This window comes from Flavihumibacter profundi, from assembly GCF_020076305.1.
Classification (GTDB): domain Bacteria; phylum Bacteroidota; class Bacteroidia; order Chitinophagales; family Chitinophagaceae; genus Flavihumibacter; species Flavihumibacter profundi.
This window is the reverse complement of sequence record NZ_JAIQXE010000002.1, coordinates 933,226-958,158: the sequence shown is the minus strand read 5'-3', so window position 1 is coordinate 958,158 and position 24,933 is coordinate 933,226. Positions and strand designations below refer to the sequence as shown.

The window sequence follows — 24,933 nt, the reverse complement described above, 5'->3', positions numbered from 1 at the left end:
TCTATAAATTAATGGTATGACACAAATATTACCGGCTGCCGGGGTATTGTTGATCGCAGATCCCTTCCTTAAGGATCCGAATTTTAAACGGACCGTAGTCTTTCTTTGTGAACACCAGGATGAGGGAAGCTTTGGATTTGTCCTGAACCGGCCATACGAATATACACTCGACCAGTTAATGGCCAGTGCTGAAGGGATGCCCATTCCTGTTTTTTATGGAGGTCCTGTACAGATGGATACCGTTCACTTCCTGCACAGGTATCCCGATCTGATTCCTGGCGGATTCGAAGTTGCGAATGGAATTTATTGGGGAGGGGATTTTGAAACCGCAGTGGATTTGCTGAAAAAAGGCACTATTAAAAGCACGGGCATCCGGTTTTTTATTGGTTACTCCGGCTGGTCAGAAGGTCAGTTACAGGATGAACTCAAAGAGAAATCATGGATCACTTCCAAAGGAACGAGTAAATTAATCTTTCATGAAAACATGAACGCCATTTGGAAAGATGCCTTACTGGATTTGGGTGGTGAATATGAACAACTTATAAACTATCCCATCGACCCGCAATTAAATTAAAACAGCATACACTTATAAAAGATGATAAGAAGGTAGTTATAACATATTAAGGAAAAAAGAAAAAACTTAAAAGCAAAAAACCGGTTCATCCCATTGGAGACCGGTTTTTTGTTCCACTTACTACCCTTACCCAGAACCTCTGGGATGACAAGCTTTTATCAACACCCTACATTTCCTGCTTGTCTGCAATGCTTGCCACCAGAGATTCTTACTGCAATGTTACTAAGGTTTACCAGCTCCCGCCAGCGTTTTTTAACGGTAATTGAAAGGGTGAATTAACGGCTAAAAAAAATCCCGCAGTGAAATCACTGCGGGATAGTTATTCTAAAGGTTCTGGACCGTGTCGGCTATTGAATTTGTATTCTTACTTTGTTCCCGGGTACAGGATAAACTTCATTACCGGCCAGCTTCAGCGGGAACAGCTCCTTCTACCAACACGGTTACTTTGTTATGGAATACTTCTACAAAACCTCCCTGGATGGCATAGGATGTCGTATCTGACATGCTTTTATCCTTCAGTACTTTAAGCTTTCCAGCTTTCAAAGCACTTACCATCGGCGCATGCTTTTCCAGCACTTCAAATAAACCATCAACACCTGGCAATTGTACACCGTACACTTCGCCATTATATAACTTACGTTCGGGAGTCAGTATTTCGAGATTCATGTAATAATTCTAAGGGTTATCAATTGAAAATTATCCCTGTGCCTGGGCAAGCAGTTTCTTACCTTTCTCAATAGCATCTTCAATTGTTCCCACAAGGTTGAATGCCGCTTCAGGATACTCATCCACTTCGCCATCCATTATCATATTGAATCCGCGAATAGTATCATCCAAGCTTACAAATACACCTTTCAAACCAGTAAACTGCTCAGCCACATGGAAAGGCTGGCTGAGGAAACGCTGTACCTTACGTGCACGCTGTACGGTCATTTTATCATCATCACTTAATTCATCCATACCAAGGATAGCGATGATATCCTGCAATTCCTTATAACGCTGGAGGATCAGTTTAACCCTGTTAGCAGTATTGTAATGTGACTCACCAACAATCAACGGAGTCAATATCCTTGAAGTTGAATCCAGTGGATCAACCGCGGGATAGATACCCAAATCCGCAATTTTACGGCTTAGTACCGTTGTTGCATCAAGGTGGGCAAAAGTCGTTGCAGGTGCCGGATCGGTTAAGTCATCCGCAGGCACATATACCGCCTGCACAGATGTAATTGAACCGTTTTTGGTTGATGTAATCCTTTCCTGCATCAATCCCATTTCTGTAGCAAGGGTCGGCTGGTAACCTACTGCTGATGGCATACGTCCCAACAAGGCCGAAACCTCAGAACCTGCCTGTGTAAACCTGAAGATATTATCAACGAAAAACAGGATATCTCTTCCTTTTCCAGTACCATCACCGTCACGGTAATATTCCGCAATGGTCAATCCACTAAGGGCGACCCTTGCACGTGCTCCTGGAGGTTCGTTCATCTGTCCGAATACAAAAGTGGCTTTTGACTCTTTTAACTCTTCCATATTAACCTTTTCCAGGTCCCATCCGCCTTCTTCCATACTATGTTTGAATGCATCGCCATATTTCATGATGCCTGCTTCAATCATTTCACGCATCAGGTCATTCCCTTCACGGGTACGCTCACCTACACCGGCAAATACAGATAATCCGCCATGGCCTTTCGCGATATTATTGATTAATTCCTGGATCAATACGGTTTTGCCCACCCCTGCACCACCAAACAGACCAATCTTACCACCTTTCGCATAAGGCTCAATCAGGTCAATTACTTTGATACCGGTAAACAACACTTCTGTGGATGTACTCAGGTTTTCAAATAAAGGTGGCTTATTGTGAATCGGACGGCCATTGGTCTTATCCACTGCGGGCAATCCATCAATAGGATCACCAGTTACATTAAACAAGCGGCCCTTGATGCCTTCGCCAATCGGCATGGCAATTGGCTTGCCTGTGTCAACTACTTCCATTCCGCGAACCAAACCTTCGGTCGCGTCCATAGCGATACAACGTACGGTGTCTTCGCCAAGGTGCTGCTGCACTTCGAGTACAAGTGGTGCAGCATTCTCCCGCTTAATCTCCAGGGCGCTAAGAATTTCTGGTAATTTACCATAGAACTGCACATCAAGTACGGCTCCGATGATCTGTTTGATCTTTCCTTTTGTTGACATGTATGAAGACCTTTTTAAGGTGATGTATTCGAAATTTGCCGCAAAGGTAAGGGTTGGGCGATAAAATCCATCAAATTCAAAAGGATTTTGAAGGATTTTGGCCAGCCTTTTAGGTTATTTTTGTCTATTACCAATCTATATGAAGTTATTCACTCTTTTTTTATACCTCACCCTTGTATTTTACGGCTGCAAGCAGGGAAATTCCAATGGTCACACGGCCAAACCTTTCAGGGATACTGCTATTAACCCCTCCAATTCTTTTTCCAGCCTGTTCTTCGACAGTGCAGCCATGGAACAATACCTGTCCTCGCTAAAAGCAACTGATACAGCAAAAAACCTGTTCCGAAACTTTTACATTCAGCGGAATTATGAATATGCCTGGTTCGATAGCACAGGTGTGGCAGAACAGGCTGTTAATTTCTGGAACCTCCAGGAAAATTACATCGCTTATTCAGGCGACAGCACCATTTTTAACCCATATATACAAAGATGGGCTGATTCAATCAGGGCAAACGGACCCAGGGTAGTTCCTGATTCGGCAAGGCTAAACATAGAATGGCAGCTCACCATCCAATTCTTCCGTTACGCAGACAAAGCATATGCGGGTAACCGGAAACTGGATGCCCGCAGCCTGGAATGGTTTATCCCCCGAAAAAAAATCGATTACCTGTCTGTTCTGGATACCCTAGTGAAAGAAAAGGGGAAAAGCATCAGTTCCTATGAACCGGTAAACCAACAGTACAGGTTATTACGCGACCAGCTTATGAAATATTATGGTATCAGGGCGAATGGCGGCTGGAAAACACTCAACCCTAGTAAGAAAAAATATATATTGGGAGATAGCCTGCCGGAAATAAGGCAAATTAAAAGCCGCCTGTTCATGACTGGGGACCTCAAAACCCAAGACACTGGCATAGTATTTAATAAGTCTTTGGAATTGGGTGTGAAAAACTTTCAACGCCGTTACGGAATAAAGGAAGACGGGGCTATTGGAGGTGGCACTCTCAGTGAAATGAACAAACCAATCGATTTCAGGATCCGGCAGATCCTGGTAAATATGGAAAGGATGAGGTGGGTCCCGGCAGAACCAGCAGGCGATTTTATCCTGGTAAATATCCCGCAATTCAAACTTCACGTTTTTGAAGAAGGCAAACCGGCTTTCAATATGAATGTTGTGGTAGGCACAACCCAAAATAACACCGTGATTTTTACCGGCAAATTGAAATATGTAGTATTTAGCCCATATTGGAACGTTCCACCGAGCATCCTGAAAAAGGAAATATTACCTGCCATGAAAAGGAATCCGGATTACCTCGAAAAAAATGACATGGAATGGTATGGTGACCAGTTAAGACAAAGGCCCGGACCCCAAAATCCTTTGGGTTATATTAAATTTCTTTTCCCGAACAGTTATAATATTTACCTGCATGATACCCCCTCAAAAAACCTGTTCAACGAAACTAAAAGAACATTCAGCCATGGCTGCATAAGAATTTCAGATGCCAGGAAACTAGCCAAATGGATACTAAGGGATGAAAGCAGCTGGACAGATCCTGCTATCGATAATGCCATGTATTCCGGAAAGGAAAAATTCGTTACTATAAAAAAAGACATAACAGTATTCGTGGGCTATTTCACTGCATGGGTGGATCGGGATGGCAACCTGAATTTCAGGGATGACATTTATGGCCATGATAGGAGAATGGCTGAAAAAATGTTCGAAAAATAATTGCTTACCATCCGCCCCCTAGCGCCTTGTACAACAACACAACAGCATTAAGCTTTTGCTGCAGCGTTGTCGACTCCTGTAATTCAGCATCGAAAAGTGAATTCTCCTGGACAATCACTTCGAGGTAAGAAGTATAACCGTAATTATACCTGGCCATGGATAATTCCAGGGCTTTACGGGAAGCTTCCACCTGGATCTTCCTTTGTTCGTGTTCTTCCACCAGGGTACGATAGGCAGTTAGGGAATAATCCACATCCGAAAATGCTCCCAGCACTGTCTGCTGGTACTGGTAGATCAATTGTTCTGTCCGTTTACGCTGTACTTCGACCAACCGCTTGTTCTGTCCAAAGTTGAAGATTGGTCCGGCAAGGTTGGCAAAACCATTGGCCACCAGGCCCTGTGTCCCCAGGAATGTTGACAATTGCGGACTGGCGAAACCCAATAAACCAGTCAGGCTAAACGACGGAAACCGGTTGGCCTCCGCTACCCCAATCCGTTCAAACTGGGCCTGCAGGCTGTTCTCCGCTGAACGGATATCCGGGCGCCGAACCAGCAATTGGGAAGGCAGTCCCACAGGGATATCGGGGGTAATGGCCTGGTCATAATTTGACAATCCGCGATTCAGTTGTCCGGGCCCCATTCCCATCATAACCCTGAGTGCGTTTTCTGTCTGGACAATCTGTCGCTGAATATTAGGGATCAGCGCAGCTGCCGCCGCCTGCTGGTTTATAGCTTGCAGCTTATCCAGTTCAGAAACATACCCCGTATCAAAACGATTGGTCAGGATCCGGGTATTTTCCTTCCTGGATTCCAATGTTCTTTTGGCGATCTCCAGGCGGTTATCAAGATCCCTGAGCAGGAAATACAGAGTAGCTGTTTCAGCCACCAGGCTCACCTTTAAAGCATTCCGGCTATCTTCTGCTGAAAGCATCTCTGCAATTGCAGCCCTGTTTGCATGGCGAACTTTTCCCCAGATATCGATCTCCCAGCTAAGCACACCAAATGCATTCAATACCCCACCATCATAACCACCGGAAACCTTTTGCGCTTCGGTACCGGCAGAACCACCACCGCCGGATAACTGGTAATCAAATTTGGGATAGAGGTTTGCTTTCACAACACCGGAAATAGCCCTTGCTTCTTCAATTCTTGCAGCAGCCGTCATCAGGTTGCGGTTGCTGTCCAGTACGCGTTGGATATAATGCTGTAGAACAGTATCCTTATACAGGTCGAACCAGGCCACCAGTGCGGATGTGTCTGTACCCGGTTTTTCCCGGTAATCAATAGCCACATCGGTATTCGGACGACTGTACTTGGGCCCCACCATACAGGCTGTCCAACCCAGTGCCAGGATCAACAGTAATATTATTATTCGATTATGCTTCATGGTTGGTTGCAGGTTCAGGTGAAGAATTAACTTTTTTATCCTTCTGTTTTTTGCTCCTTTCGATCAATACGAAGAAGGATGGGATCAGGATACATCCGATCACAGTTGCGGTGATCATACCTGCAAATACGGCCATGCCCATTACCTTCCTGGCTTCGGCGCCAGCCCCGGCTGCAGTAAGCAGGGGAACTACGCCAAGGATGAATGCAAAGGAAGTCATCAGGATGGGACGAAATCTAAGCCTGGCACCATCCAACGCTGCATCCAGCACTGGCACTCCTTCTTCCATTTTCATCTTGGCAAACTCCACGATGAGGATGGCGTTCTTTGCATTAAGACCAATCAGCATGACCAATCCAATCTGTGCGAATACGTTGTTCACATAACTCTCAGAGTACATCCTTGCCAGGAACAATCCCAGCATCGCACCCATAACAGCCCATGGTGTACCCAGCAGAACACTGAACGGGAGTTTCCAGCTTTCATATTGTGCAGCCAGGATCAGGAAAACGAATAGCAACGCCATAGCAAATACCGAAGCGCTCTGCCCTGATGCAGCCTTTTCCTGGTAACTCATATTGCTCCATTGGTAACCCATAGTATTCGGAAGGGTTGATTTAGCGACTTCTTCCAATGCATCCAGTGCCTGTGCGGAACTATAGCCCGGGGCAGGGGAACCTGAAATTTCAGCCGCCCGGTAAAGGTTGAAACGGTTCGTATATTGCGGACCGGTAGTATCCTTAACAACCGCCAGAGTTGCCAATGAAACCATGTTACCTTTGGCATCCCTGATGAATAGTTGCTCCAGGTCATTCGGTTTCATCCGGTAAGGTGCATCTGCCTGCACGTAGGTTCGGTACTGACGTCCGAAGGCGTTGAAGTTGTTGACGAAAACACCTCCCAGCATTGCTGAGATGGAACTGTTAACGTCACTTAGCTGCAATCCCAGCTTCTCCACTTTCTCTTTATCAACTTCAATACTTTTCTGAGGAACATTAGAGCGGTAAAGGGTATAAATATTGCCGATTTCCGGGCGTTGGCGGGCGGCAGCAATAAAACGTTGTGATTGCTCAGAAAGGAACTGGGGCGAGTTACCTGCCCTGTCCTGCAATTGTAATGTAAATCCTGATGCATTACCGAGGCCCGGAATTGGCGGAGGCCCCACAGCAATAACAGTAGCATCCGTGATCTCCCTGTTGGTAATTGCATTCACTTCGCGGATGATCTCCTTGTCTGTCCTGGACCGCTCATCCCATTTCTTCAATTGCACGAATACGGTAGCCGTATTGGGGGCAACAGTATTTGACAGGATATTAAATCCATTGATTAAAGTATAGGATTCAATGCCCTCAACATTCTTCAGCAATGCTTCCACTTTTTTGGAAACCGCATCGGTCCTTTCAAAGGAAGCTGCATCCGGAAGGATAACCCCCATTATGAAGTAGCCGTTATCTTCTTCCGGCACGAACCCACCAGGCACTTTCTTGCCCAGGACAACCATCGTAACAACAATTATACCCAATACCAGCAGGCTCATAACTACTTTTCGGGCAAAGAACCCTGCTATTCCCATATAGCCATTCGTGAACTTGTCAAACATTTTATTGAAACCACGGAAAAACTTCGCCAGGAGGTTATTGCTCTCTTTCTTGGGTTTCAGGATCAGGGCAGCCAATGCCGGACTCAGGGTCAGGGCGTTAAAGGCAGAAAGCAATACCGATACTGCAATTGTAATGGCGAACTGTTGATAGAGCCTTCCAGTGATACCACCTGTCATGGCCACCGGAATGAATACCGCAGCCAGGATGATGGCAATTGCCACTACCGGTCCGGCCACTTCTTTCATCGCTTTTTGTGTAGCTTCTTTTGGACTAAGCCCATGCTCTATATGATGCATCACCGCTTCCACCACCACTATTGCATCATCCACTACCAGGCCAATAGCCAAAACCAGGCCCAGCAGGGATAGTACGTTAACAGAGAATCCCAGTAAAGGGAAGAAGATGAACACACCAATCAGTGATACCGGAACAGTAAGCAATGGAATCAGGGTTGCACGCCAGTCCTGCAGGAAGATGAATACCACCAGGATCACCAGCAGTATAGCCTCGAACAGGGTATGCAGGATCTCTTCAATACCAGCTTCAATAGGCAAAGTTGTATCGAGGGAAAAACGGTAGTTCAGGTCATTAGGAAAGCGTTCCTTCATTTCCTCCATTACCTTTCGGATAGATTCTGCTACTTCAATGGCATTACTGCCTGGAATCTGGTAAACGGCCATGGTAGCGGCTGTCTGGCCATTCAGGCGGCTGTTCTGGAAATAATTCTCTGTTCCAAGTTCAATGCGGGCAATATCACTCAGGCGAACCACGGCTCCGCTTGTATTCGATTTCAGGATGATCTTACCAAATTCTTCAGGACTCACCAGGCGTGCCTGCAACTGGGCGGTATAAGTATTCTGTACTCCGGGAAGGGCAGGATTATTACCAAAACTACCCCCGGGGAAAATATTGTTGTATTCATTCAATGAATTTTTTACATCGTTCACCGTTATACCCAGTGAAGTCATCTTGTCGGGCTTCAACCATACCCGCATGGCGTATTCAGCACCACCAAATACAGTCACATCACCCACGCCCTTGATGCGCTTGATCTGGTCAAGGATGTTAATGTATACATAGTTACTTACAAACTGTGCATCATAAGAGTTTTTAGGAGAATACACGGAAACCAGCACCAGTGGAAAAGACAATGCTTTCTTTGTATTAACCCCCATATTCTTAACGTCTGCCGGCAGGAAGGGATTTGCCATCGCCACCCTGTTCTGTGTAAGCATGTTGGCATTATCCAGGTTGGTACCGACCTCAAATGAAACCTGGATGGTAGTGGTGCCGTCATTCGCATTGATGGATTGCATGTACAACATTTCCTCTACACCATTCACCTGCTGCTCTATGGGTGTTGCTGTTGTCTGCTCTACGTTTACCGCATTGGCTCCATTATAGGTTCCCGTGATTTTGATCATGGGTGGTACGATCTCCGGATATTGGGCAATAGGGATTTTCCTCAGGGTTAGCAACCCAAGTAAAATGATAAAAATGGAAATGACCATTGCTACTATCGGTCGTCGTATAAAAAACTCACTCATATCTGGGGCAGTTAGTTGGTTCGATTAGATAGAACTTTAATTCGTGATCGTGGAATCGTAGTTCCACTTCATCTGGATGGGCTTTATGGGTACTTTCGGATTAACCACCGCATTACCTACAATGGCAACTTTGTCGCCATCTTTCAATCCCTCTGTAATGATCCAGTTGCTTCCCACCCTGGCTCCAGCCTTCACAACAGTTGGCACAACTTTATTGCTGTCATTCACCAGGTAAACCTGGTAAATGCTCTGCATTTGGTTGACAGCCTGCTGGGGAACAACTATTGCTCCCTTGTATTCATTGGTTTTGAATCGAACCTTTACATATTGCCCGGGCCTGAGCAAACCCAGCTTGTTTTCAAACACAGCCTGGATAAGGATCGAACCAGTTTCAGGATCCACCTGCCTGTTGGCCAGGTCAAGCCGGCCCGCTACAGGATATAGTGTTCCGTCACTCAATACCAGGTTCACGGGCAGGTCCTTATTAGCAAGCATGGCCTGGCCTCCCGTCTGTCTCGCTTTAAAAAACTTGAGCATCTCATCTTCCGCAACAGGGAACCTTACCCTCATGCTGCCGGTGGAAGAAATGGTATTCAAAGGCTCGCCAACGCCCGGAACCTTGCCCACATAATCACCGATCTGTACTTTAGAAATGCCAATAATACCAGAAACCGGCGCTGTAATCCTGGTATAACTCAGTTCAATGTTGGCGGTGTGCAAAGCTGCCTCAGAAATATTCACCTCTTCACGCGCTGCTTCATAGGAGGCAACAGCAGCATCCAGGTCGCGCTTACTGAGCGCATTCATATCTGCCAGGGGCTTTACACGGTCAAGATCTGCTTTTGCTTTAGACATCAGGGTTTTGGCACGGCCAACCTGTGCTGCGGCCGCATCAATCCGGCTTCTTATTGGGAGGTCATCTATTGTATATAACAACTGTCCTTTCCTGACCACATCGCCTTCCTTGTAATGAATTCCGGTGATCCATCCATCCACGCGGGCCCGGATCTCAATATCAGATTCACCAAGTGTCTGGCCCGTATATTCCGAAAAGACCGGAATATCCCTTTGGCCTGCTGCTACTATATTTACTTCCGGATTAATGACCTGCTGTTCGTTTTTCTTCTCCTTGCAGGAGGAAAAGAGCAAACAAAATAATCCTGGGGCCAATATCCAGGCATGGTTTCCGATAATCTTCATTTTTTTCAGTTTGAACTACGCAAATGGCTTTTTTGAAGGAGTATTGGGGATTTTACAGGAGTGATTTTGCCGGATGTTTTGAAACTCGGACCACCCAAATGGATCGAAAATTATCTACCCATTATAAAAAAGTCTCATGAAAATAGGAGAAATAATCGAGTAAACCGCAGATGCTCAAAGAGACTGGTTAATTTCCGGTTTTTAATACTGGCTACTTACCTGCCTTTTTCTTTTTCCTGTTCTGGAACCATTTTACGGCCATATCGGCAAGGGCTGCTATTCCTTCTTTCCTTGAGGAACCGCCCAGCAGGCCTGCCACATTAACAGCGGCTTTGGGAAGCAAATAATTACCCAGTGCGGCTGATCCTACAGTCAATACCAATCCCGCAACCTTATTATTCAGGAAAGACGGTACCGCTCCACCCATTCCGGCTTTCACCGCTTCTTTGGGAAGTTTTTTCAGATGCGCACGAAGTGCTGTTTCCTGCACTTTCAGGCTGTCACTGATGCGCCTTGCCTCAGCCTGCAGTTCGCCGATATTCCTGATCGGTGAAAGTTTAGTTTGGCTGGTTGGTGTCAACGCTTTCATCATCATGAGTTTTATCAAGAATTATACGGATAACCATGTTTGTAAGATAAGGACTGAGGTATTTTTTCCTGACTAGTAATACAATAATTAATAGCAGGAGATAGAAGCCCGCAACGATGCCAAATCCATATAACAGGCTTCCCGTCAGGTCGGCAAAATAATAAGCTGCCGTGAGACTGAGAAACAGCAGTACCAGCAATCCAAGTAAGACCATAATCATCAAAACAAACACCTGAGCAGCCAGTTTCGCAGATTGCTGTGATGCCTTCAATTTTAACAACAATATTCTGTCATTAACATATTGCCGCAGCATCGCTTCTGTTTGCTCAAAATATCCAGGTTCTTGCTGTTCCATAAATTTGCATATCAGGAATTAACTGAATTAGCCGTTTCTTCAACGTCACTTGCCCATTTGTTCACGGTTTCTTTCACTTCACCTGCGGCATTAGCTGCTGCAGACTTAAGGTCTTCTATTATTTCACGGCCCTTTTCTGTTGTAAGCAGGTATCCAATGGCTGCACCGGCAGCTGCACCTAGTAAAACACCAAATAAAAATTTTGAATTATCAGACATAATATTGAGTTTTTTCGGGAATAAATCTGCCTATTAAAATTACGGCATCCAATCCGAATAAAAACCCTGCCTGACGGAAATCAGGTTGTTGCCAAAACCCGTACCTGCCCAAAATAACCCTGTTCGCTTTAACTTGCCTTATCTAATTTCAAGTAATAAATAAATATTCGGGAATAATTTTGAAATCAAGCCCATGACTATTGAAGCAGTAAATACGCCAGAGCAAGCCCTTACCTTTCTGGAAGTTCCCATAGCTATCTATAAGCAATATCCGAATTGGATTCGTCCGCTTAATAAAGATATTGAAGAGGTATTTGACAAATCCGGGAATAAAACATTCCGTCATGGAACCGCAATTCGCTGGATACTATATGACGAAAATCATGTGACTATCGGGAGGATTGCCGCATTCACTAACAAAAAATATAAGAATAAAGGGGATGACGTTCCCGTAGGGGGGATCGGCTTTTTCGAATGCATCAATGACCAGCCTGCCGCAAATCTGCTCTTTGATACAGCGCGGGAATGGCTTAAGGCGCAAGGTATGCAGGCGATGGACGGCCCCATTAATTTCGGGGAACGGGATAAATGGTGGGGATTGGTAACCGAAGGCTTCCAGTCACCATTATATTGCATGAATTACAATCCGCCTTACTACAAAGACTTGTTTGAATCTTATGGTTTTAGGCTATTTTTTAACCAGGTTTGTTTTGGAATGCATCCCAAAGAACAATTATTACCAAAATTCCTTGAACGCCATGCAAGGATCGCTGCAGACCCTGCCCTATCTGCAAGGCATATCCGAAAAAACCAGCTTGATGCCTTTGCCGCAGATTTTCATACCGTGTACAATAAAGCCTGGGCTGGTCATGGTGGCATTAAAGAGCTTAGCCTGGAACACTGCCGCAAAATATTCAAACAAATGAAACCGGTCATGGATGAAAAGATCGTTTGGTTTGCCTACCATGGCAAAGATCCTATCGCCATCTTTATCAACCTTCCAGACCTGAACCAATGGTTCAAATACCTCAATGGAAAATTTGGCCTTTGGCAAAAACTCAAATTTCTATGGATTAAGGCTACCCGGAAAAATCCGCGTTTCGTTGGTATCGTCTTTGGTGTTGTGCCGGAATGGCATGGAAAGGGAATTGACAGCTATATAATAGTGGAAGCAGCCAAAGTTGTTCAGGCAAACCTGAAATATGAGGAATACGAAATGCAATGGATTGGCGATTTTAACCCTAAAATGATAGCGCTGGCCGAAAACCTGACCCCAATAAGGAGTCGTATCCTCACCACCTATCGCTTTCTTTTCGACCGGGAGAAACCCTTCCACCGACACCCTATTCTATAAAAATTTCACCCGGCGGGTAGTACCCGCCGGGTGAAAACTATTCGCTAATTTAGCCGCCTATGGAGCAGTTTATTGTTTCGGCCAGGAAGTATAGGCCACAGAATTTTTCAACGGTAGTAGGACAGTCACATATTACTACAACGCTTAAAAATGCCATTCGCAACCAGCAGCTGGCCCACGCATTCTTATTTTGCGGTCCGCGGGGAGTGGGAAAAACAACCTGCGCCAGGATTCTGGCTAAAACTATCAATTGCGAGCACCCCTCTGAAGACGGGGAAGCCTGTAATACCTGCCACTCCTGTGTTTCCTTTAATGAAGGCAGTTCGCTGAATATCCACGAACTCGATGCCGCGAGCAATAACTCAGTAGATGATATCCGGGCACTGGTTGATCAGGTTCGTTTCGCGCCGCAGGCAGGAAAATACAAAGTTTATATAGTGGATGAGGTGCATATGTTAAGCGCCAGTGCTTTTAATGCCTTTCTTAAAACCCTGGAAGAACCGCCGCCATATGCCATTTTCATACTTGCCACCACAGAAAAACATAAGATCCTCCCAACAATTTTATCAAGATGCCAGATTTTCGATTTTAAGAGAATTACGACAAATGATACGGTGGAACACCTGGAAGATATCTGCAGTAAAGAATCCATCCGTGCAGAAAAAGCAGCATTACAGATAATTGCCCAGAAAAGCGAGGGCTGTATGCGTGACGCCCTCAGCATTCTCGACAAAATTGTAAGCTTTACAAATGGTGAGCTGACTTACCAAAACACCCTCGAACACCTGAATATTCTCGACGCAGATTATTATTTCAGGATGATGGAACATATGCTGAACCAGGATCTTTCCAGCGCCATGCTGCTGTATGACGACATTAACCGAAAAGGTTTCGAAGGCGACATGGTATTGAATGGATTTGCGGAATTCATCCGTAACCTTCTGCTCAGCAAAGATGAAAAAGTAGCATCGCTGATGGAAGTAGTGGAAAGTTTCCGGCACCGTTACATAAAAATGGCAGCTAAACTAAGTGCCGGTTATCTGGTCAGCGCCCTGAATATCCTGGCCGAAGCAGAGATCAACTATAAATCAGCCCGGAATAAAAAACTGCATGTGGAACTTGCATTGATCAGGCTTTGCTACCTGCATCAGGCACTTGAAATAGTAAGTGATTCCAGCAAAAAAAAAATAACTGAATTAAAGCCATTAAATTTTCGGGTACTGCAGCCAGTTAGGCAACCGCAGGAAAAAACCATTCAACCTGCCACTTCTCCCAGGCCTATCCCTGTACCGCAGCCAGTATCAGCTCCTCAGCCTGGCCCCGTGCTCATTATAGAAGACAAGGCCATTGCCCAAAAGGAGAAAACGCAGGCAGGAAAACTTGGATCACTGCAAAAATTAAGGGAAAGGGTTAGCAATAACAGCCAGTCTGAAAAAAAGACGCATGCCATTTGCCTTACCGATGAATTACTGCAAAAAGCCTGGCAGGAATTTATCGAGCAATTGAAGTTATCCCGTAATCCGGCTGCACAGAGTTTTGAAATGGCCGCACTCCAGGTAAAAAATGACAGCAGCTTCTGTATTATTACACCAAATAACCTGCAACAGAAATTCATAGAAGGAGAACGCATCCCGCTATCCGAATACATGCAAAAAAGATTCCATAATAACCTACTTACGTACCAGGTTATTGTTGAACAGAGGGAAGATTTGCAGATAAAATTCGAAGCCCCGCTGAATTCAAGAGAAAGATATCAGCAACTCTCCAGCCAATTCCCGCTGGTAAAAGAACTGAAAGACCGCCTCAGGCTTGAGCTGGATTATTGATGCGATCTATTAACTTCGCGCACCATGAGTAACCCGTTACCACACGATAGCATAGTACCTTTCGGCGATGAGAAACGCAGTAAAAAAGAGCAGGTCGCCGATATGTTCGACCAGATAGCATTCCGCTACGATTTCCTGAACCGGTTTTTGAGTGGTGGCATAGACCTTTACTGGCGGAAGAAGGCAATTGCAGAACTGCGCCCTATCATGCCCATGAAAATACTGGATGTAGCAACCGGAACCGCTGACCTGGCGCTGATTACTATGAAATATTTAACTCCAGAGAAAATAATTGGCATAGATATTTCTACAGGTATGCTTGACCTCGGAAGGAAGAAAATTGCCAAGGCAATGTTAAACGATCGGATTGAGCTTCTGGAAGGTGATAGTGAAACAATAAACTTCCCGGACAACTCGTTTGATGCGGTAACCGTTGCCTTCGGTGTCCGAAATTTCGAACACCTTCGAACCGGATTAGCAGAAATGTTGCGTGTACTGAAGCCTGGGGGAAAACTGGTTGTACTGGAATTTTCCCGCCCAAAGCAAACGGGTTTTAAGGGCTTATATAAAATGTATATGAAACTGGTTGCACCGGGTATTGGTAAACTGGTTTCAAAAAACAAAGTTGCCTACCAATATCTGAATGATTCCGTACAGGCCTTCCCCGAGGGAGAAAATTTTATAACCATTTTACAGGAGACCGGGTATACCAATACCTATTTAAAAACGCTGAGCTTAGGAATATGTACCATTTATTGCGGAACAAAATCACCACATACTTAGTTTTATCTTTTCAGCTTGGATTCAGCTTAATGGGTATTTCCCTTACTGCTTCCGCACAGCTTAGGGAATCCACTAACTTACCAGATAATGATGAAAAATGGTATCATATCGGTATAGTTATTATGGGAACGGCTAACCGTTTTCAAATAAACCAGCACCCGCGCTTCCTTCAATACGACAGCGTTTTAGTATCTAACCCTAATAATAATTTCGGCTTCGGCATTGGCGGAATGCACACTTTCCGCATTAATAACCGATTTGAGGCCCGGGTAGTCTTCCCCCAATTGCTGTTTGTGAACAAATCCATTAACTATCATTTACAATACCCTGACCCCACAAAAGGAGAGTCTGCCGAAATGGACCAAAATGTGGAATCAATACTTCTTGGCATTCCCGTACAGCTTAAGCTGAAGTCTGACCGGATTGGAAATTTCAGGGTATACATGATGGGGGGATTTAAATTCGAAACCGACCTGTCTTCAAAAGCCAGTTCAAGGAATGCAGAAAACTTAATAAAGTTGAATAAATCAGATTTCGGCATTGAAGCAGGTATCGGGTTTAATTTTTATAACAAGATGTTTATCCTATCTCCCGAAATAAAGATCAGCAATGGCATCACAAATGTCCATTCCCGAGACGAGAACCTGAAATTCTCCAATGTCATTGACAAGATTCAGAGCCGGCAAATTATTTTCTCCCTAATTTTTGAAGGATAAACCGAAGGCTGAAAGATTTACTTTTTTTGGTATCGGCCAGATTAAATAAATTGTTGATACCAATTCTCTTTTATGCTGAAGTTTAAAGGCTTTTACAGTTAATTCGGCAATTAATAATAGTTACCTATCGGATATTTAGGTAACTATTGGTTAAAATACTGGTATAGCATGTATCTCCAACCAGGAACAAAACCGTTGGCCAAATCCAACGGTTGTTCTTTCTTATCTAAAAAATAAACTTATATGCTATTCCCAATTAGCGACGACAATAGTGATAGAAGGGTAACACCTTATGTTAACTGGGCAATTATTATTGCTAATATCCTGGTTTTTGTCTTCCTGCAGGGCCTGGGCGAAAATACCAGCTTTACCTATGCCTTCTCCACCGTTCCGGCTGAAATATTGACCAATACAGATATTATCACAAAATCGAAGATCGTTCGTGATCTGGCGAGCGGACAAAGTTTTGAAATACCAGGTCTTCAAATGACCCCGATACCGGTTTATTTCACGATGCTTACATCTATGTTCATGCATGGCAGCATTGCACATATTGCCGGAAATATGCTTTACCTCTATATTTTCGGAGATAACCTCGAAAACAGGCTCGGTCATATCCGTTACCTGGTATTTTACCTGTTCTGTGGAGTAATTGCCTCATTAAGCCATGTTTGGTTTACCGGTTTTATAGGAGCAGATCCTTTAGTTCCAAGCATGGGTGCATCGGGCGCAATTTCCGGAATACTTGGCGGATACCTGCTTTTATACCCTACCCGCCGGGTAAATGCTTTAGTTGGCTGGTTTATTATTGCGATCCCTAGCTGGGTTGCATTGGGTATGTGGATTATCCTACAGGTGGTAAGCGGATTTGGTGCCATTAGCGGCGAATCTGACGGGGTTGCCTATGCCGCCCATATTGGTGGATTTGCTGCTGGATTTTTACTAATCAAACTTTTTGATAAAGGCGAACCTGTACCCTCAATTCAACATAAACAATGGATCAGCAGAAAGCCACGCCGGTAAATTCCTTCACAAAAAAACCCGCTCTGAAAAAGCGGGCTTAATTCTATTGTATGGTTTTATAATGCTTTTTAAACCAGCATACGCAAAGGTTCTTCGAGCAGGCCTTTCAGTGTTTGCAAAAAGGCTGAGCCCGATGCCCCATCTACGACACGGTGGTCGCAACTGAGGGTTACTTTCATTACATTTCCAGGAACTACCTGGCCATTTTTAACTACCGGCACCTGTTGGATTGCCCCCACTGCCAGGATACAACTATCAGGCGGATTAATAATGGCCGTGAACTCATCAATTCCGAACATTCCAAGATTGCTGATCGTAAATGTGCTTCCTTCCCAATCTGAAGGTTGCAATTTTTTATTTTTAGCCTTAACAGCGAAATCTTTTACTTCTGTAGCAATCTGTGCAAGGCCCTTCGTATCTGCAAAACGGACTACAGGAACCAGTAAGCCATCTTCAACCGCAACAGCTACACCAATATTCACATGATGATTTGTACGAATTGAATCCCCCATCCAGCTGCTATTTACTGCAGGATGCTTTTTGAGGGCAATTGCCACAGCTTTCAGCACCATATCATTGAAAGATATTTTCACAGGGGCAACTTCATTAATCTGCGCCCGGCTTGCAACGGCCTTGTCCATATCGATTGACATGGTCAGGTAAAAATGTGGGGCTGTGAATTTACTTTCAGCCAGCCTGCGGGCAATAATCTTCCGCATTTGTGAAACCGGCTTGTCCTCAAAACTGATTTGTCCGGCTGGGGCAGTTGCAACAGTCGCCACGGGGGCAGCCGGAGCTGCAATAACAGTTGCTGTTGTTGAAACGGCCGCAGGGGTAAAGGTTTCAATATCAGCCTTAATAATCCGTCCCCCATCACCTGAACCATGAACCTGGTTCAGGTTAATGCCTTTTTCTGCTGCTATTTTCCGTGCCAGCGGGGATACTTTTAACCGGCCATTTTCCGTGGTGGCAGTTGATGTGATTGCAAGTGCACTTTCGGCAGGAGCCGCAATAGCTGTTGTTGCAGTTGATGCAACTTGCGCAATACCACCACCGGCTGCAGCTTTAATTGCATCCAGGTTCACCTTACCCTCTTCACCAATTACGCAAAGCAGCGAATTCACTGGTACTTTATCGCCTTTTTGGGCACCAATATATAATAAGGTTCCGTTTTTATAGCTTTCCAGGTCCATAGTGGCTTTATCCGTCTCTACTTCAGCCAGAAGGTCTCCTTTACTTACTTTATCACCCACTTTTTTATGCCATGCTGCAATTACGCCTTCAGTCATGGTGTCACTTAAACGGGGCATTAATATTACTTCCTCTATTTTGCTCAGGTCTGTTGCAGCAGCTGCAGGCGCAGAAGATGGCACAGGTGTTTCAGGAGCTTTTGGCGCAGTTGCAGCAACCGGCGAGCCCGAATTAGCAGCAACCAGGCTGGAAATATCCTCACCGGGATTACCGATAATTGCTAAAAGATCATTCACCTGAAGCTTGCCGCCTTTGTCAATCCCGATGTGCAACAGGGTTCCATCCTTGTAGCTTTCAAGGTCCATCGTTGCTTTATCCGTTTCAACTTCAGCCAGCAATTCACCCTTTTTCACAGTATCACCTACCTTTTTATGCCAGGCTGCAATGACACCTTCTGTCATTGTATCGCTCAAACGGGGCATCAAAATCACTTCTGCCATTGGATATATATGTTTTTTAGTCGTTTCTTAAGTGAGGCCGAAATTAATGCAAATTGAGGAAAAGAAAATGGAATTCGCCCTCCCTATCTTTGCTGTATGCACATTACCAAAGCCAGCTACCTTATAAGTAGTCCGGAAGTTGAAAAATGCCCTCCTGCAGACCGGCCGGAATATGCCTTTATAGGAAGAAGCAATGTCGGAAAATCTTCCGTGATCAATATGATTTGCCGAAACCAGAAACTGGCAAAAACCTCCAGGTCTCCCGGAAAAACCCAAATGATCAATCATTTTGAGATCAGCAGCATTTCAAAAGAGGGTGCCAAAGACTTTTTTAAATGGTACCTGGTAGATTTACCCGGATATGGATTTGCAAAAGTTTCCCAGGCCCAGCGAAAGCAATGGGAGAAAATGATAGAAAACTACCTCCGCCAAAGGGAAAACCTGGTGATGGTCTTTATCTTGATTGATGGGCGCCACGAACCCCAAAAAATTGACCTTGATTTCGTAAATCAACTTGGATCATGGGAAATCCCCTTCACGCTGGTTTTCACTAAAGCTGATAAGGAAACCCAACGCGTGGTGGCGAAGAACGTAAAAATGTTCCTTGATGCCATGCGCGAAACCTGGCAATTTCTTCCCGCACATGTCGTTACAAGTGCTGTAAAAATGCAGGGGCGTGATAAACTACTGGGAATGATCAGTGATATGAATAAGGAAATTTCAGAATAAGCTTTCTTTAAAAAAATAATTTTTGTAGATTTCCGGGATAATTTAATTATTCTATATGAAAAGCATCCTGACTATTGTGTTGGCTATGTGTTGTTTTGCAAGTGTTTCCGCACAAACCGGCAATTATGCGAATGACCTGAAATCTGCAGAAGAAACAATTAAAAAAAATGTCTTTAAAAATAATTTCAAGTACCTGATCACTTATTCAGAAAAGACAAATGCTTCATTTTCAGTGTCGCCTAAAACTGAGTACCGGGTTTATTTTGTATACGACAACACTAACCATCCTGTAGGAAAATTCAAGGCTTACCTGATGAACCCCGATAAAAAAATAGTAGCTAAATACACAGCAGTTCCTGAAGACATCGGACAAATTGGAGTAGCACGTGTACAGCGCCTGAAATTCACCACAAAGGACATTGGCGGCAAAGACACACAGCCTATCAAACTGGAAGCTTCTCCTAAAGCCACCATTTACATTTTTTACAAAAATTAGGCCCGCAAACAGTTTTCCACAGACCCGGTTCAGTTTACCACTTTATTGGCACAACTGCTGCTGGCAAAGGCTTCGGGCTTTGCCTTAAAGGCAAAACCCATACCCAGGATATAGCCCATAGCTTCTTTTAATGCATCATTGCTTTTAAAATGCGGATTGGTATTTATATCTGCATGTACTTCCATATCCACATTATAAGCGGTGAACAAATTGCATAAATCGTATGCAATTTCAATGCTGCGCGCAACTTCTACCAGCATCCTTTCCTTAATGGAATATTTCTGGCGGGTCTTTTCATTCTGGATGAACATGAACCCTCCATGGCCTTCCCTCAGGAATACAATAACTGTGGCAAATTCAGTTTCGGCGCCTTTTACCTGGGAGTCTGTTCCGATGCAGACCTTAAGGTGATAACCATTTTCGGTTTCACGCCTGATGGCTCTTTCTACGGCGTCCCGGATCGGCAATTCGATCGGGTCGCCATTAAATTTTCTCCATAACATAACATTGGGTTTTCCTAATTTACCAAAAAACCGGCTCAACCCATACATTTCCACCTGTTATGAAAAAATTAATTTCCCACAATCATGAATAAAACTTTCTGGTCAATATTGCCCGGTACTTAATAAAACCAGGGTGCAGGCCTCCTGGGGGTATATATTATTTGCCCTGGCAAGTTCAGCCAGTTCATCATTTTCCGCCCCTGGATTAAAGATTATCCTACGGGGATGAAGGGATAGTATGTAATCATAATACTCACGCTGATGTGCAGGTGAAAGGTATAGCGTAACTGTATCAATTCCTTCAAATGGCGGCTTGTTGGTATGTATCAGTACGTCTCCAACCTTTACCTCTTCACGACCAATCCCTTCAACTGAATACCCATGTGCCCTTAGCCTTTTAAGAGCCAGGTAACTGTACCTGTTTGTATTGCCTGATGCCCCCAGTACTAAAGTTTTCTTATTGAATAACATAGGAAATTGATTTTTTAAAAGACCGTACGGAAGTGACTAAATATCAAATTCTCTTTTACACTGAAATCTAGCCATAACTTGGGACAATCAGCTATTTTTCGCTTCCCCGCTGCAATTGAGCCTTTCCGGGGAGAATAGTCGGGGAATATATCCACATCACAAATTTAAAATTGTTCGCCATGCGTTTGCTGAACTAAAAAATTGGTTACCCCCGGAAAAATCCTTGCGGTCCTGACCAGTATTTTTGACAGTAACGGATCACCAAAAAAACGCTGTATCGACCTCCCGGCAAATAACCGCCGGCTGAAATTCTTTCGCCAATCTGCCCGGTACATCTTTTCCATTTCCTCCCTGGAAATTTCATTCCGCAAAAACCTGGCTGCATGGCCTGCCAGTATCTTACTGCTATGCAATGCCATGCTCATGCCATTACCGCACAATGGCGTTATCATTCCAGCTGCGTCTCCTGCCATCAGCACATGATCGTGGAGTAAAGGCTTATTTGAAAAAGAAACCTGGGATATAATCAAAGGCTCGCTCCAGATCATTTCAGCAGCACTGAATATTTTTTCCAGATGCGGGTTTTTCCAAAGTACCCGGCGTTCCATTTGGGCGATGGAATTGTTACTGAGCCCAAGATTATTGGCGGTGGTTAGATAACAAAGGCAGGATAACCCGTCTTCAATTCGTGAAAGGCCGCAATAACCATCCTCGAAATTATGTAACGCAATGGTATCAGGAGGATGATCCAGCCGGATATGGTACTTAACACCAATAAAATTATTCAGCTTTCCTCCCTTCGCCAGAGTGAATTCCCTTTTCCACTGCACATCAAGGTTAGACCTCTTTCCAAAACTACCAATAGCAACCGCAGCATTTATTTCACCATGCTGCGATAAAATTTTCATAGCCCCTTTTTCATACAGGATATCATGTACTTTGGTGCCTTCCAATATATGAACGCCAGCAGCCTTTGCCTGTCCGGCTAATAATGCATCCAGCCTATACCTGCTGATACCAAATCCCCCGGACTGAAGTGCTGCGTCCAGTAGCTCACCATCTGGAGCACTTACGACCAGCTTCCTTATCGAAGGCAGTTTTAATTGATCAAGGGAAATTCCCAGGCTTTGCAGGAATGGCCTGCTTTCTTCGCTGACATATTCGCCGCAAACCCTGTGAAAAGGATAAAATTTCTTTTCAAAAAGAATTACTTTAAATCCTTTCCCGGACAACTGGATGGCCGCTGCAAGACCGGCTAGTCCACCGCCCGCCACTGCAACATCATATGCAATATTGTTAATTTTCATGTGCCTCCTTTGAAAAGGTTATAAGCCATCGGAAAGCCCATTTCCAATGAATCTTTCCGGCGGCAATGCCAGAACGCCGGAAAAGCTGTTCCCATTCCCTGCGGGTAAAACTTCTCCGGACTGATAATGGGGCATCGTGTTTAACTAACCGCGACCTTGAAAACAACCAGGTTAATAGTTTAATGGAATAATAGGCTAATGCATTCCTGTGTAAATCATTGATAAAAAAACCAATTTTGCAATGATCATGCATCCAGGATAGCTGTTCAGCAATTTCATCATCTGAAAAATGGTGGCAAAATAAAGAGGAGAAAACGATATCAGGCATTTCAGGCAAACGCACTTTCCTATAATCGCCTGTAAAATAAATTCCCTGCGGAAACTGCTGCTTGGCAAAACTGATGCAATCTTCATTAATGTCAATTCCGGAGCATTTTACTGATATCCCGTTTTTCAAAGCCCAGTTGTAAATAACAGCAAGGTTATCACCACCTCCGCAACCAATTTCACAAACATGCAATACCTGTTTTTTTAAAGCAATCCGACGAAGCCCGTTAATCGTTATTTTATGACCGCCTAACCAATGGTTAATATTATTTAACTCAACCATGTTCTGCCTGATCTCCTCAAAGGAATTCCCAGTGCCATCAAGCAGCTCCTTTTCATATGAACGCTGGCCCCAGCTCATACCGGCTCTGCCTCCATCCAGCAGGTTTCCATCGTAAGTCCCGGCCCAAATGCTGCAGCCAGCATATTTCCACTGGCACCCATTTCCAGCATTTCCTTCAACACAAACAAAATTGTAGGTGATGACATATTTCCGTATTGCTTCAAAACTTCATACCCTGCAGCAAGTGCATGCCCGGGTAAGGCGAGGCTTTTTTCAACCGCCTGCAATATGCGCTTTCCGCCCGGGTGAATACACCATTGGCTGATGTCATTTATTTGAAGGCCAAAACCGCTAACGGCCCTTGAAACCAGCGGTGAGAAATCGGTTGCGATCAGTTCCGGAATATAGCCGCTTAATGTCATCTGGAAACCTGAGGATGACAGCTCCCAGGACATGTCTTTCTTTCCCTTGGGAATAACTTCACTATAAAATCCCCTGATGGCGTGGCCTTTTTGCTGCTCATCATTACTAAGCAGCACTGCTGCCGATCCATCTCCGAACAACAATGATGAGGCGATATTATCCGCAGTGGCAGATTTCTGAAAATGCAGTGTGCAAAGCTCAGTACAAACGACCAGAACTTTTGCGCCCGGTGCAGACCGGCAAATGGCATCTGCCTGTTTAAGGCCATGCAATGCAGCATAGCAGCCCATAAAATTAATAGAACTCCTGTTTAAGGAACGCGGCAATTCCATTAACTCCATCACTTGCAGGTCGAGGCCAGGCGCACTCATCCCTGTACAACTTACCGTAATCAGGTGGGTTATACCCTGGGGACTTTGCTTTGCCTCTGCCAGGCATTTACGGATTGCATCTACAGAAAGTGATGCAGCATATTTCTGGTACCAGCTCATCCGCAACTCCAATGAAGGAAAGGGTTCAAAAGATTCAGTAGCCGGATAGAATTTCCATTCTGCTATTGGTGCGCTGTAATCAGGCAGTACTGAATACCTGCTATCAATACCACTATGTTGATAGAGAAACCTTAGTTTTCTTTCACCAGTATAATCAAGGGCATAAACCCGTTGCATAAATTGCAGGATGTCCTGTTGCCGGTGGCGATAAGCTGGGATAGCTGTTCCTATTGATAAAATCTTAGTCAAATAATTTCCATATTAATAAGATCAAAAAACCGGTATTGGAACATATTGCTGCCAGCTTGTTCATGCCCATCAGGTTATCGAAACTGGCGGCTTCAGTGTTTTGCCATACTTTTTTCGCCCATCGCAAAAAATAAATTAACACCGGGAAAAAGCAAATGAGCAGGACAAAAAACCGCACCAACTCCAATTGAAGCGCAAAATGCAGGCCCAATACAACAAAAGCCATATTAAACAACAAAGCCGATAACCTAAATGTTCCCTTTACCCCTAAAAGCATACTGATGGTTCTTACTCCGTCTTTCTGATCTGCTGCATGCTGGTATACCTGGGTTAGAGGATAAGCGCCTGCTATTAATAAGGTACTGGCTATTATACCGGTTAAAGGAACTATAACCGGCTGCCGCTGATGTACCCCATGATAAACTAACCAGAATACAAGTCCGCCCTGGCATAAGACCACCAATAAAAACCCCAAAACCGGGTATTTTTTTAACCGTGTAACCCTGCTACTGTAGGCCCTCGAAGCAAGTATATAAAGAAGGATGCCAAAGGTAAACCAGGAGCTCACCAAAAGGCTTAGTATTAACGCTGCTATATCCATTACTAACACTACCCATAATAGTTGCCTGGTGGGTTGCATGGGATGCCTGATCCCACCTACAGGGCTTTCGTCCCGGTCAATAAAACTGTTATACCCGTTACTCGCAGGATATACCAGTAAATGAAGTATAAAAAAGACCAAAGCAGCTTTCCACCAATTGGTGTACAAAACCTGGCTAAGAGCAAATAAATATACAGGTAGCAGGAAAAAAGCAAATGGAAAGCGCAGTAACTGTATGGTTGATTTTTTCAGCATACAATTTCG

The 24,933-nt window shown here is 44.4% G+C and carries 24 protein-coding genes; 9 read left to right on the top strand and 15 right to left on the bottom strand.

Translation table 11 applies throughout. The annotated features are described in order from the left end of the window. Positions 1 to 16: 16 nt before the first annotated feature. A complete protein-coding gene (locus LAQ65_RS13965) occupies positions 17 to 574 on the top strand; it encodes a YqgE/AlgH family protein (RefSeq protein WP_224117592.1) in 558 nt (185 codons plus the stop codon). Positions 575 to 970: 396 nt separating this feature from the next. Here LAQ65_RS13965 and atpC read toward each other — a convergent pair whose 3' ends face one another. After that, positions 971 to 1,240: an ATP synthase F1 subunit epsilon gene (atpC, locus tag LAQ65_RS13960; RefSeq protein ID WP_224117591.1), complete on the bottom strand. Its 270-nt coding sequence runs from the start codon at positions 1,238 to 1,240 to the stop codon at positions 971 to 973. Positions 1,241 to 1,270: 30 nt separating this feature from the next. After that, complete coding sequence (gene atpD / locus LAQ65_RS13955) at positions 1,271 to 2,770, bottom strand: F0F1 ATP synthase subunit beta (RefSeq protein ID WP_224117590.1); 1,500 nt, start codon at positions 2,768 to 2,770, stop codon at positions 1,271 to 1,273. Positions 2,771 to 2,909: 139 nt separating this feature from the next. Between atpD and LAQ65_RS13950 the strand changes: the two genes are divergently transcribed. Next, positions 2,910 to 4,499 (top strand): L,D-transpeptidase family protein, encoded by a 1,590-nt coding sequence (locus LAQ65_RS13950; RefSeq protein ID WP_224117589.1) that lies wholly within the window; start codon positions 2,910 to 2,912, stop codon positions 4,497 to 4,499. Between the two features lie 4 nt (positions 4,500 to 4,503). Here LAQ65_RS13950 and LAQ65_RS13945 read toward each other — a convergent pair whose 3' ends face one another. The 6 genes from LAQ65_RS13945 to LAQ65_RS13920 all read right to left on the bottom strand — a co-directional run bounded on the left by LAQ65_RS13945 (position 4,504) and on the right by LAQ65_RS13920 (position 11,396). Next, on the bottom strand, positions 4,504 to 5,886 hold the full coding sequence (locus tag LAQ65_RS13945) for an efflux transporter outer membrane subunit (RefSeq protein WP_224117588.1): 1,383 nt from the start codon (positions 5,884 to 5,886) through the stop codon (positions 4,504 to 4,506). Continuing rightward, on the bottom strand, positions 5,876 to 9,034 hold the full coding sequence (locus tag LAQ65_RS13940) for an efflux RND transporter permease subunit (protein ID WP_224117587.1): 3,159 nt from the start codon (positions 9,032 to 9,034) through the stop codon (positions 5,876 to 5,878). Before LAQ65_RS13940 ends, LAQ65_RS13945 begins: the two co-directional genes overlap by 11 nt. Positions 9,035 to 9,070: 36 nt before the next feature. Further along, positions 9,071 to 10,234, bottom strand: coding sequence for an efflux RND transporter periplasmic adaptor subunit (locus tag LAQ65_RS13935; protein WP_224117586.1), 1,164 nt, complete (start codon positions 10,232 to 10,234; stop codon positions 9,071 to 9,073). Between the two features lie 211 nt (positions 10,235 to 10,445). Next, the gene (locus LAQ65_RS13930; protein ID WP_224117585.1) at positions 10,446 to 10,823 is read right to left on the bottom strand and encodes a hypothetical protein; all 378 of its coding nucleotides are present in this window, start codon (positions 10,821 to 10,823) and stop codon (positions 10,446 to 10,448) included. Beyond that, positions 10,792 to 11,178, bottom strand: a complete 387-nt coding sequence (locus LAQ65_RS13925; protein WP_224117584.1) for a phage holin family protein — start codon at positions 11,176 to 11,178, stop codon at positions 10,792 to 10,794. Before LAQ65_RS13925 ends, LAQ65_RS13930 begins: the two co-directional genes overlap by 32 nt. Before the next feature lie 11 nt (positions 11,179 to 11,189). After that, positions 11,190 to 11,396, bottom strand: coding sequence for a YtxH domain-containing protein (locus tag LAQ65_RS13920; RefSeq protein ID WP_224117583.1), 207 nt, complete (start codon positions 11,394 to 11,396; stop codon positions 11,190 to 11,192). Positions 11,397 to 11,589: 193 nt separating this feature from the next. On the opposite strand from LAQ65_RS13920, the gene LAQ65_RS13915 reads away from it, so the two are divergent. From LAQ65_RS13915 to LAQ65_RS13895, 5 genes are all read left to right on the top strand, one after another. Continuing rightward, complete coding sequence (locus LAQ65_RS13915; RefSeq protein WP_224117582.1) at positions 11,590 to 12,750, top strand: hypothetical protein; 1,161 nt, start codon at positions 11,590 to 11,592, stop codon at positions 12,748 to 12,750. A gap of 59 nt (positions 12,751 to 12,809) precedes the next feature. Beyond that, positions 12,810 to 14,576 carry a DNA polymerase III subunit gamma/tau gene (gene dnaX, locus LAQ65_RS13910; RefSeq protein WP_224117581.1) on the top strand — a complete coding sequence of 589 codons (1,767 nt, stop codon included), beginning with the start codon at positions 12,810 to 12,812 and terminating at the stop codon, positions 14,574 to 14,576. A gap of 24 nt (positions 14,577 to 14,600) precedes the next feature. Next, positions 14,601 to 15,359, top strand: a complete 759-nt coding sequence (gene ubiE, locus LAQ65_RS13905) for a bifunctional demethylmenaquinone methyltransferase/2-methoxy-6-polyprenyl-1,4-benzoquinol methylase UbiE (RefSeq protein WP_224117580.1) — start codon at positions 14,601 to 14,603, stop codon at positions 15,357 to 15,359. Positions 15,360 to 15,388: 29 nt separating this feature from the next. After that, entirely contained in the window at positions 15,389 to 16,075 is a 687-nt protein-coding gene (porT, locus tag LAQ65_RS13900; RefSeq protein WP_224117579.1) for a type IX secretion/gliding motility protein PorT/SprT, read from the top strand. Positions 16,076 to 16,318: 243 nt separating this feature from the next. Beyond that, the gene (locus LAQ65_RS13895; RefSeq protein WP_224117578.1) at positions 16,319 to 17,098 is read left to right on the top strand and encodes a rhomboid family intramembrane serine protease; all 780 of its coding nucleotides are present in this window, start codon (positions 16,319 to 16,321) and stop codon (positions 17,096 to 17,098) included. A gap of 68 nt (positions 17,099 to 17,166) precedes the next feature. Here LAQ65_RS13895 and LAQ65_RS13890 read toward each other — a convergent pair whose 3' ends face one another. Further along, entirely contained in the window at positions 17,167 to 18,789 is a 1,623-nt protein-coding gene (locus tag LAQ65_RS13890) for a pyruvate dehydrogenase complex dihydrolipoamide acetyltransferase (protein WP_224117577.1), read from the bottom strand. A gap of 96 nt (positions 18,790 to 18,885) precedes the next feature. On the opposite strand from LAQ65_RS13890, the gene yihA reads away from it, so the two are divergent. Continuing rightward, positions 18,886 to 19,518, top strand: a complete 633-nt coding sequence (gene yihA, locus LAQ65_RS13885) for a ribosome biogenesis GTP-binding protein YihA/YsxC (protein ID WP_224117576.1) — start codon at positions 18,886 to 18,888, stop codon at positions 19,516 to 19,518. Positions 19,519 to 19,573: 55 nt separating this feature from the next. Continuing rightward, on the top strand, positions 19,574 to 20,014 hold the full coding sequence (locus LAQ65_RS13880; protein ID WP_224117575.1) for a hypothetical protein: 441 nt from the start codon (positions 19,574 to 19,576) through the stop codon (positions 20,012 to 20,014). Positions 20,015 to 20,043: 29 nt separating this feature from the next. Here the strand turns inward: LAQ65_RS13880 and LAQ65_RS13875 are convergent, their stop codons facing one another. The 6 genes from LAQ65_RS13875 to LAQ65_RS13850 form a co-directional block, all read right to left on the bottom strand. After that, a complete protein-coding gene (locus LAQ65_RS13875; protein ID WP_224117574.1) occupies positions 20,044 to 20,517 on the bottom strand; it encodes a ribonuclease H-like YkuK family protein in 474 nt (157 codons plus the stop codon). Positions 20,518 to 20,619: 102 nt separating this feature from the next. Beyond that, on the bottom strand, positions 20,620 to 20,988 hold the full coding sequence (locus tag LAQ65_RS13870; RefSeq protein WP_224117573.1) for a CoA-binding protein: 369 nt from the start codon (positions 20,986 to 20,988) through the stop codon (positions 20,620 to 20,622). 164 nt (positions 20,989 to 21,152) lie between these two features. Continuing rightward, positions 21,153 to 22,295, bottom strand: a complete 1,143-nt coding sequence (locus tag LAQ65_RS13865; protein ID WP_224117572.1) for an NAD(P)/FAD-dependent oxidoreductase — start codon at positions 22,293 to 22,295, stop codon at positions 21,153 to 21,155. Next, positions 22,285 to 22,983, bottom strand: coding sequence for a methyltransferase domain-containing protein (locus LAQ65_RS13860; RefSeq protein WP_224117571.1), 699 nt, complete (start codon positions 22,981 to 22,983; stop codon positions 22,285 to 22,287). The genes LAQ65_RS13865 and LAQ65_RS13860 overlap by 11 nt, the downstream gene beginning before the upstream one ends. Then, positions 22,980 to 24,068: a type III polyketide synthase gene (locus LAQ65_RS13855; protein ID WP_224117570.1), complete on the bottom strand. Its 1,089-nt coding sequence runs from the start codon at positions 24,066 to 24,068 to the stop codon at positions 22,980 to 22,982. The genes LAQ65_RS13860 and LAQ65_RS13855 overlap by 4 nt, the downstream gene beginning before the upstream one ends. Continuing rightward, positions 24,061 to 24,924: a UbiA family prenyltransferase gene (locus tag LAQ65_RS13850; RefSeq protein ID WP_224117569.1), complete on the bottom strand. Its 864-nt coding sequence runs from the start codon at positions 24,922 to 24,924 to the stop codon at positions 24,061 to 24,063. Before LAQ65_RS13850 ends, LAQ65_RS13855 begins: the two co-directional genes overlap by 8 nt. Between the last annotated feature and the right edge of the window lie 9 nt (positions 24,925 to 24,933).

What these genes read in the sequence shown, in the direction of transcription:
- LAQ65_RS13965 (WP_224117592.1), top strand. Translation starts at nt 17, where the DNA reads ATGACACAAATATTACCGGCTGCCGGGGTATTGTTGATCGCAGATCCC.
- atpC (WP_224117591.1), bottom strand. Translation starts at nt 1,240, where the DNA reads ATGAATCTCGAAATACTGACTCCCGAACGTAAGTTATATAATGGCGAA.
- atpD (WP_224117590.1), bottom strand. Translation starts at nt 2,770, where the DNA reads ATGTCAACAAAAGGAAAGATCAAACAGATCATCGGAGCCGTACTTGAT.
- LAQ65_RS13950 (WP_224117589.1), top strand. Translation starts at nt 2,910, where the DNA reads ATGAAGTTATTCACTCTTTTTTTATACCTCACCCTTGTATTTTACGGC.
- LAQ65_RS13945 (WP_224117588.1), bottom strand. Translation starts at nt 5,886, where the DNA reads ATGAAGCATAATCGAATAATAATATTACTGTTGATCCTGGCACTGGGT.
- LAQ65_RS13940 (WP_224117587.1), bottom strand. Translation starts at nt 9,034, where the DNA reads ATGAGTGAGTTTTTTATACGACGACCGATAGTAGCAATGGTCATTTCC.
- LAQ65_RS13935 (WP_224117586.1), bottom strand. Translation starts at nt 10,234, where the DNA reads ATGAAGATTATCGGAAACCATGCCTGGATATTGGCCCCAGGATTATTT.
- LAQ65_RS13930 (WP_224117585.1), bottom strand. Translation starts at nt 10,823, where the DNA reads ATGAAAGCGTTGACACCAACCAGCCAAACTAAACTTTCACCGATCAGG.
- LAQ65_RS13925 (WP_224117584.1), bottom strand. Translation starts at nt 11,178, where the DNA reads ATGGAACAGCAAGAACCTGGATATTTTGAGCAAACAGAAGCGATGCTG.
- LAQ65_RS13920 (WP_224117583.1), bottom strand. Translation starts at nt 11,396, where the DNA reads ATGTCTGATAATTCAAAATTTTTATTTGGTGTTTTACTAGGTGCAGCT.
- LAQ65_RS13915 (WP_224117582.1), top strand. Translation starts at nt 11,590, where the DNA reads ATGACTATTGAAGCAGTAAATACGCCAGAGCAAGCCCTTACCTTTCTG.
- dnaX (WP_224117581.1), top strand. Translation starts at nt 12,810, where the DNA reads ATGGAGCAGTTTATTGTTTCGGCCAGGAAGTATAGGCCACAGAATTTT.
- ubiE (WP_224117580.1), top strand. Translation starts at nt 14,601, where the DNA reads ATGAGTAACCCGTTACCACACGATAGCATAGTACCTTTCGGCGATGAG.
- porT (WP_224117579.1), top strand. Translation starts at nt 15,389, where the DNA reads ATGGGTATTTCCCTTACTGCTTCCGCACAGCTTAGGGAATCCACTAAC.
- LAQ65_RS13895 (WP_224117578.1), top strand. Translation starts at nt 16,319, where the DNA reads ATGCTATTCCCAATTAGCGACGACAATAGTGATAGAAGGGTAACACCT.
- LAQ65_RS13890 (WP_224117577.1), bottom strand. Translation starts at nt 18,789, where the DNA reads ATGGCAGAAGTGATTTTGATGCCCCGTTTGAGCGATACAATGACAGAA.
- yihA (WP_224117576.1), top strand. Translation starts at nt 18,886, where the DNA reads ATGCACATTACCAAAGCCAGCTACCTTATAAGTAGTCCGGAAGTTGAA.
- LAQ65_RS13880 (WP_224117575.1), top strand. Translation starts at nt 19,574, where the DNA reads ATGAAAAGCATCCTGACTATTGTGTTGGCTATGTGTTGTTTTGCAAGT.
- LAQ65_RS13875 (WP_224117574.1), bottom strand. Translation starts at nt 20,517, where the DNA reads ATGTTATGGAGAAAATTTAATGGCGACCCGATCGAATTGCCGATCCGG.
- LAQ65_RS13870 (WP_224117573.1), bottom strand. Translation starts at nt 20,988, where the DNA reads ATGTTATTCAATAAGAAAACTTTAGTACTGGGGGCATCAGGCAATACA.
- LAQ65_RS13865 (WP_224117572.1), bottom strand. Translation starts at nt 22,295, where the DNA reads ATGAAAATTAACAATATTGCATATGATGTTGCAGTGGCGGGCGGTGGA.
- LAQ65_RS13860 (WP_224117571.1), bottom strand. Translation starts at nt 22,983, where the DNA reads ATGAGCTGGGGCCAGCGTTCATATGAAAAGGAGCTGCTTGATGGCACT.
- LAQ65_RS13850 (WP_224117569.1), bottom strand. Translation starts at nt 24,924, where the DNA reads ATGCTGAAAAAATCAACCATACAGTTACTGCGCTTTCCATTTGCTTTT.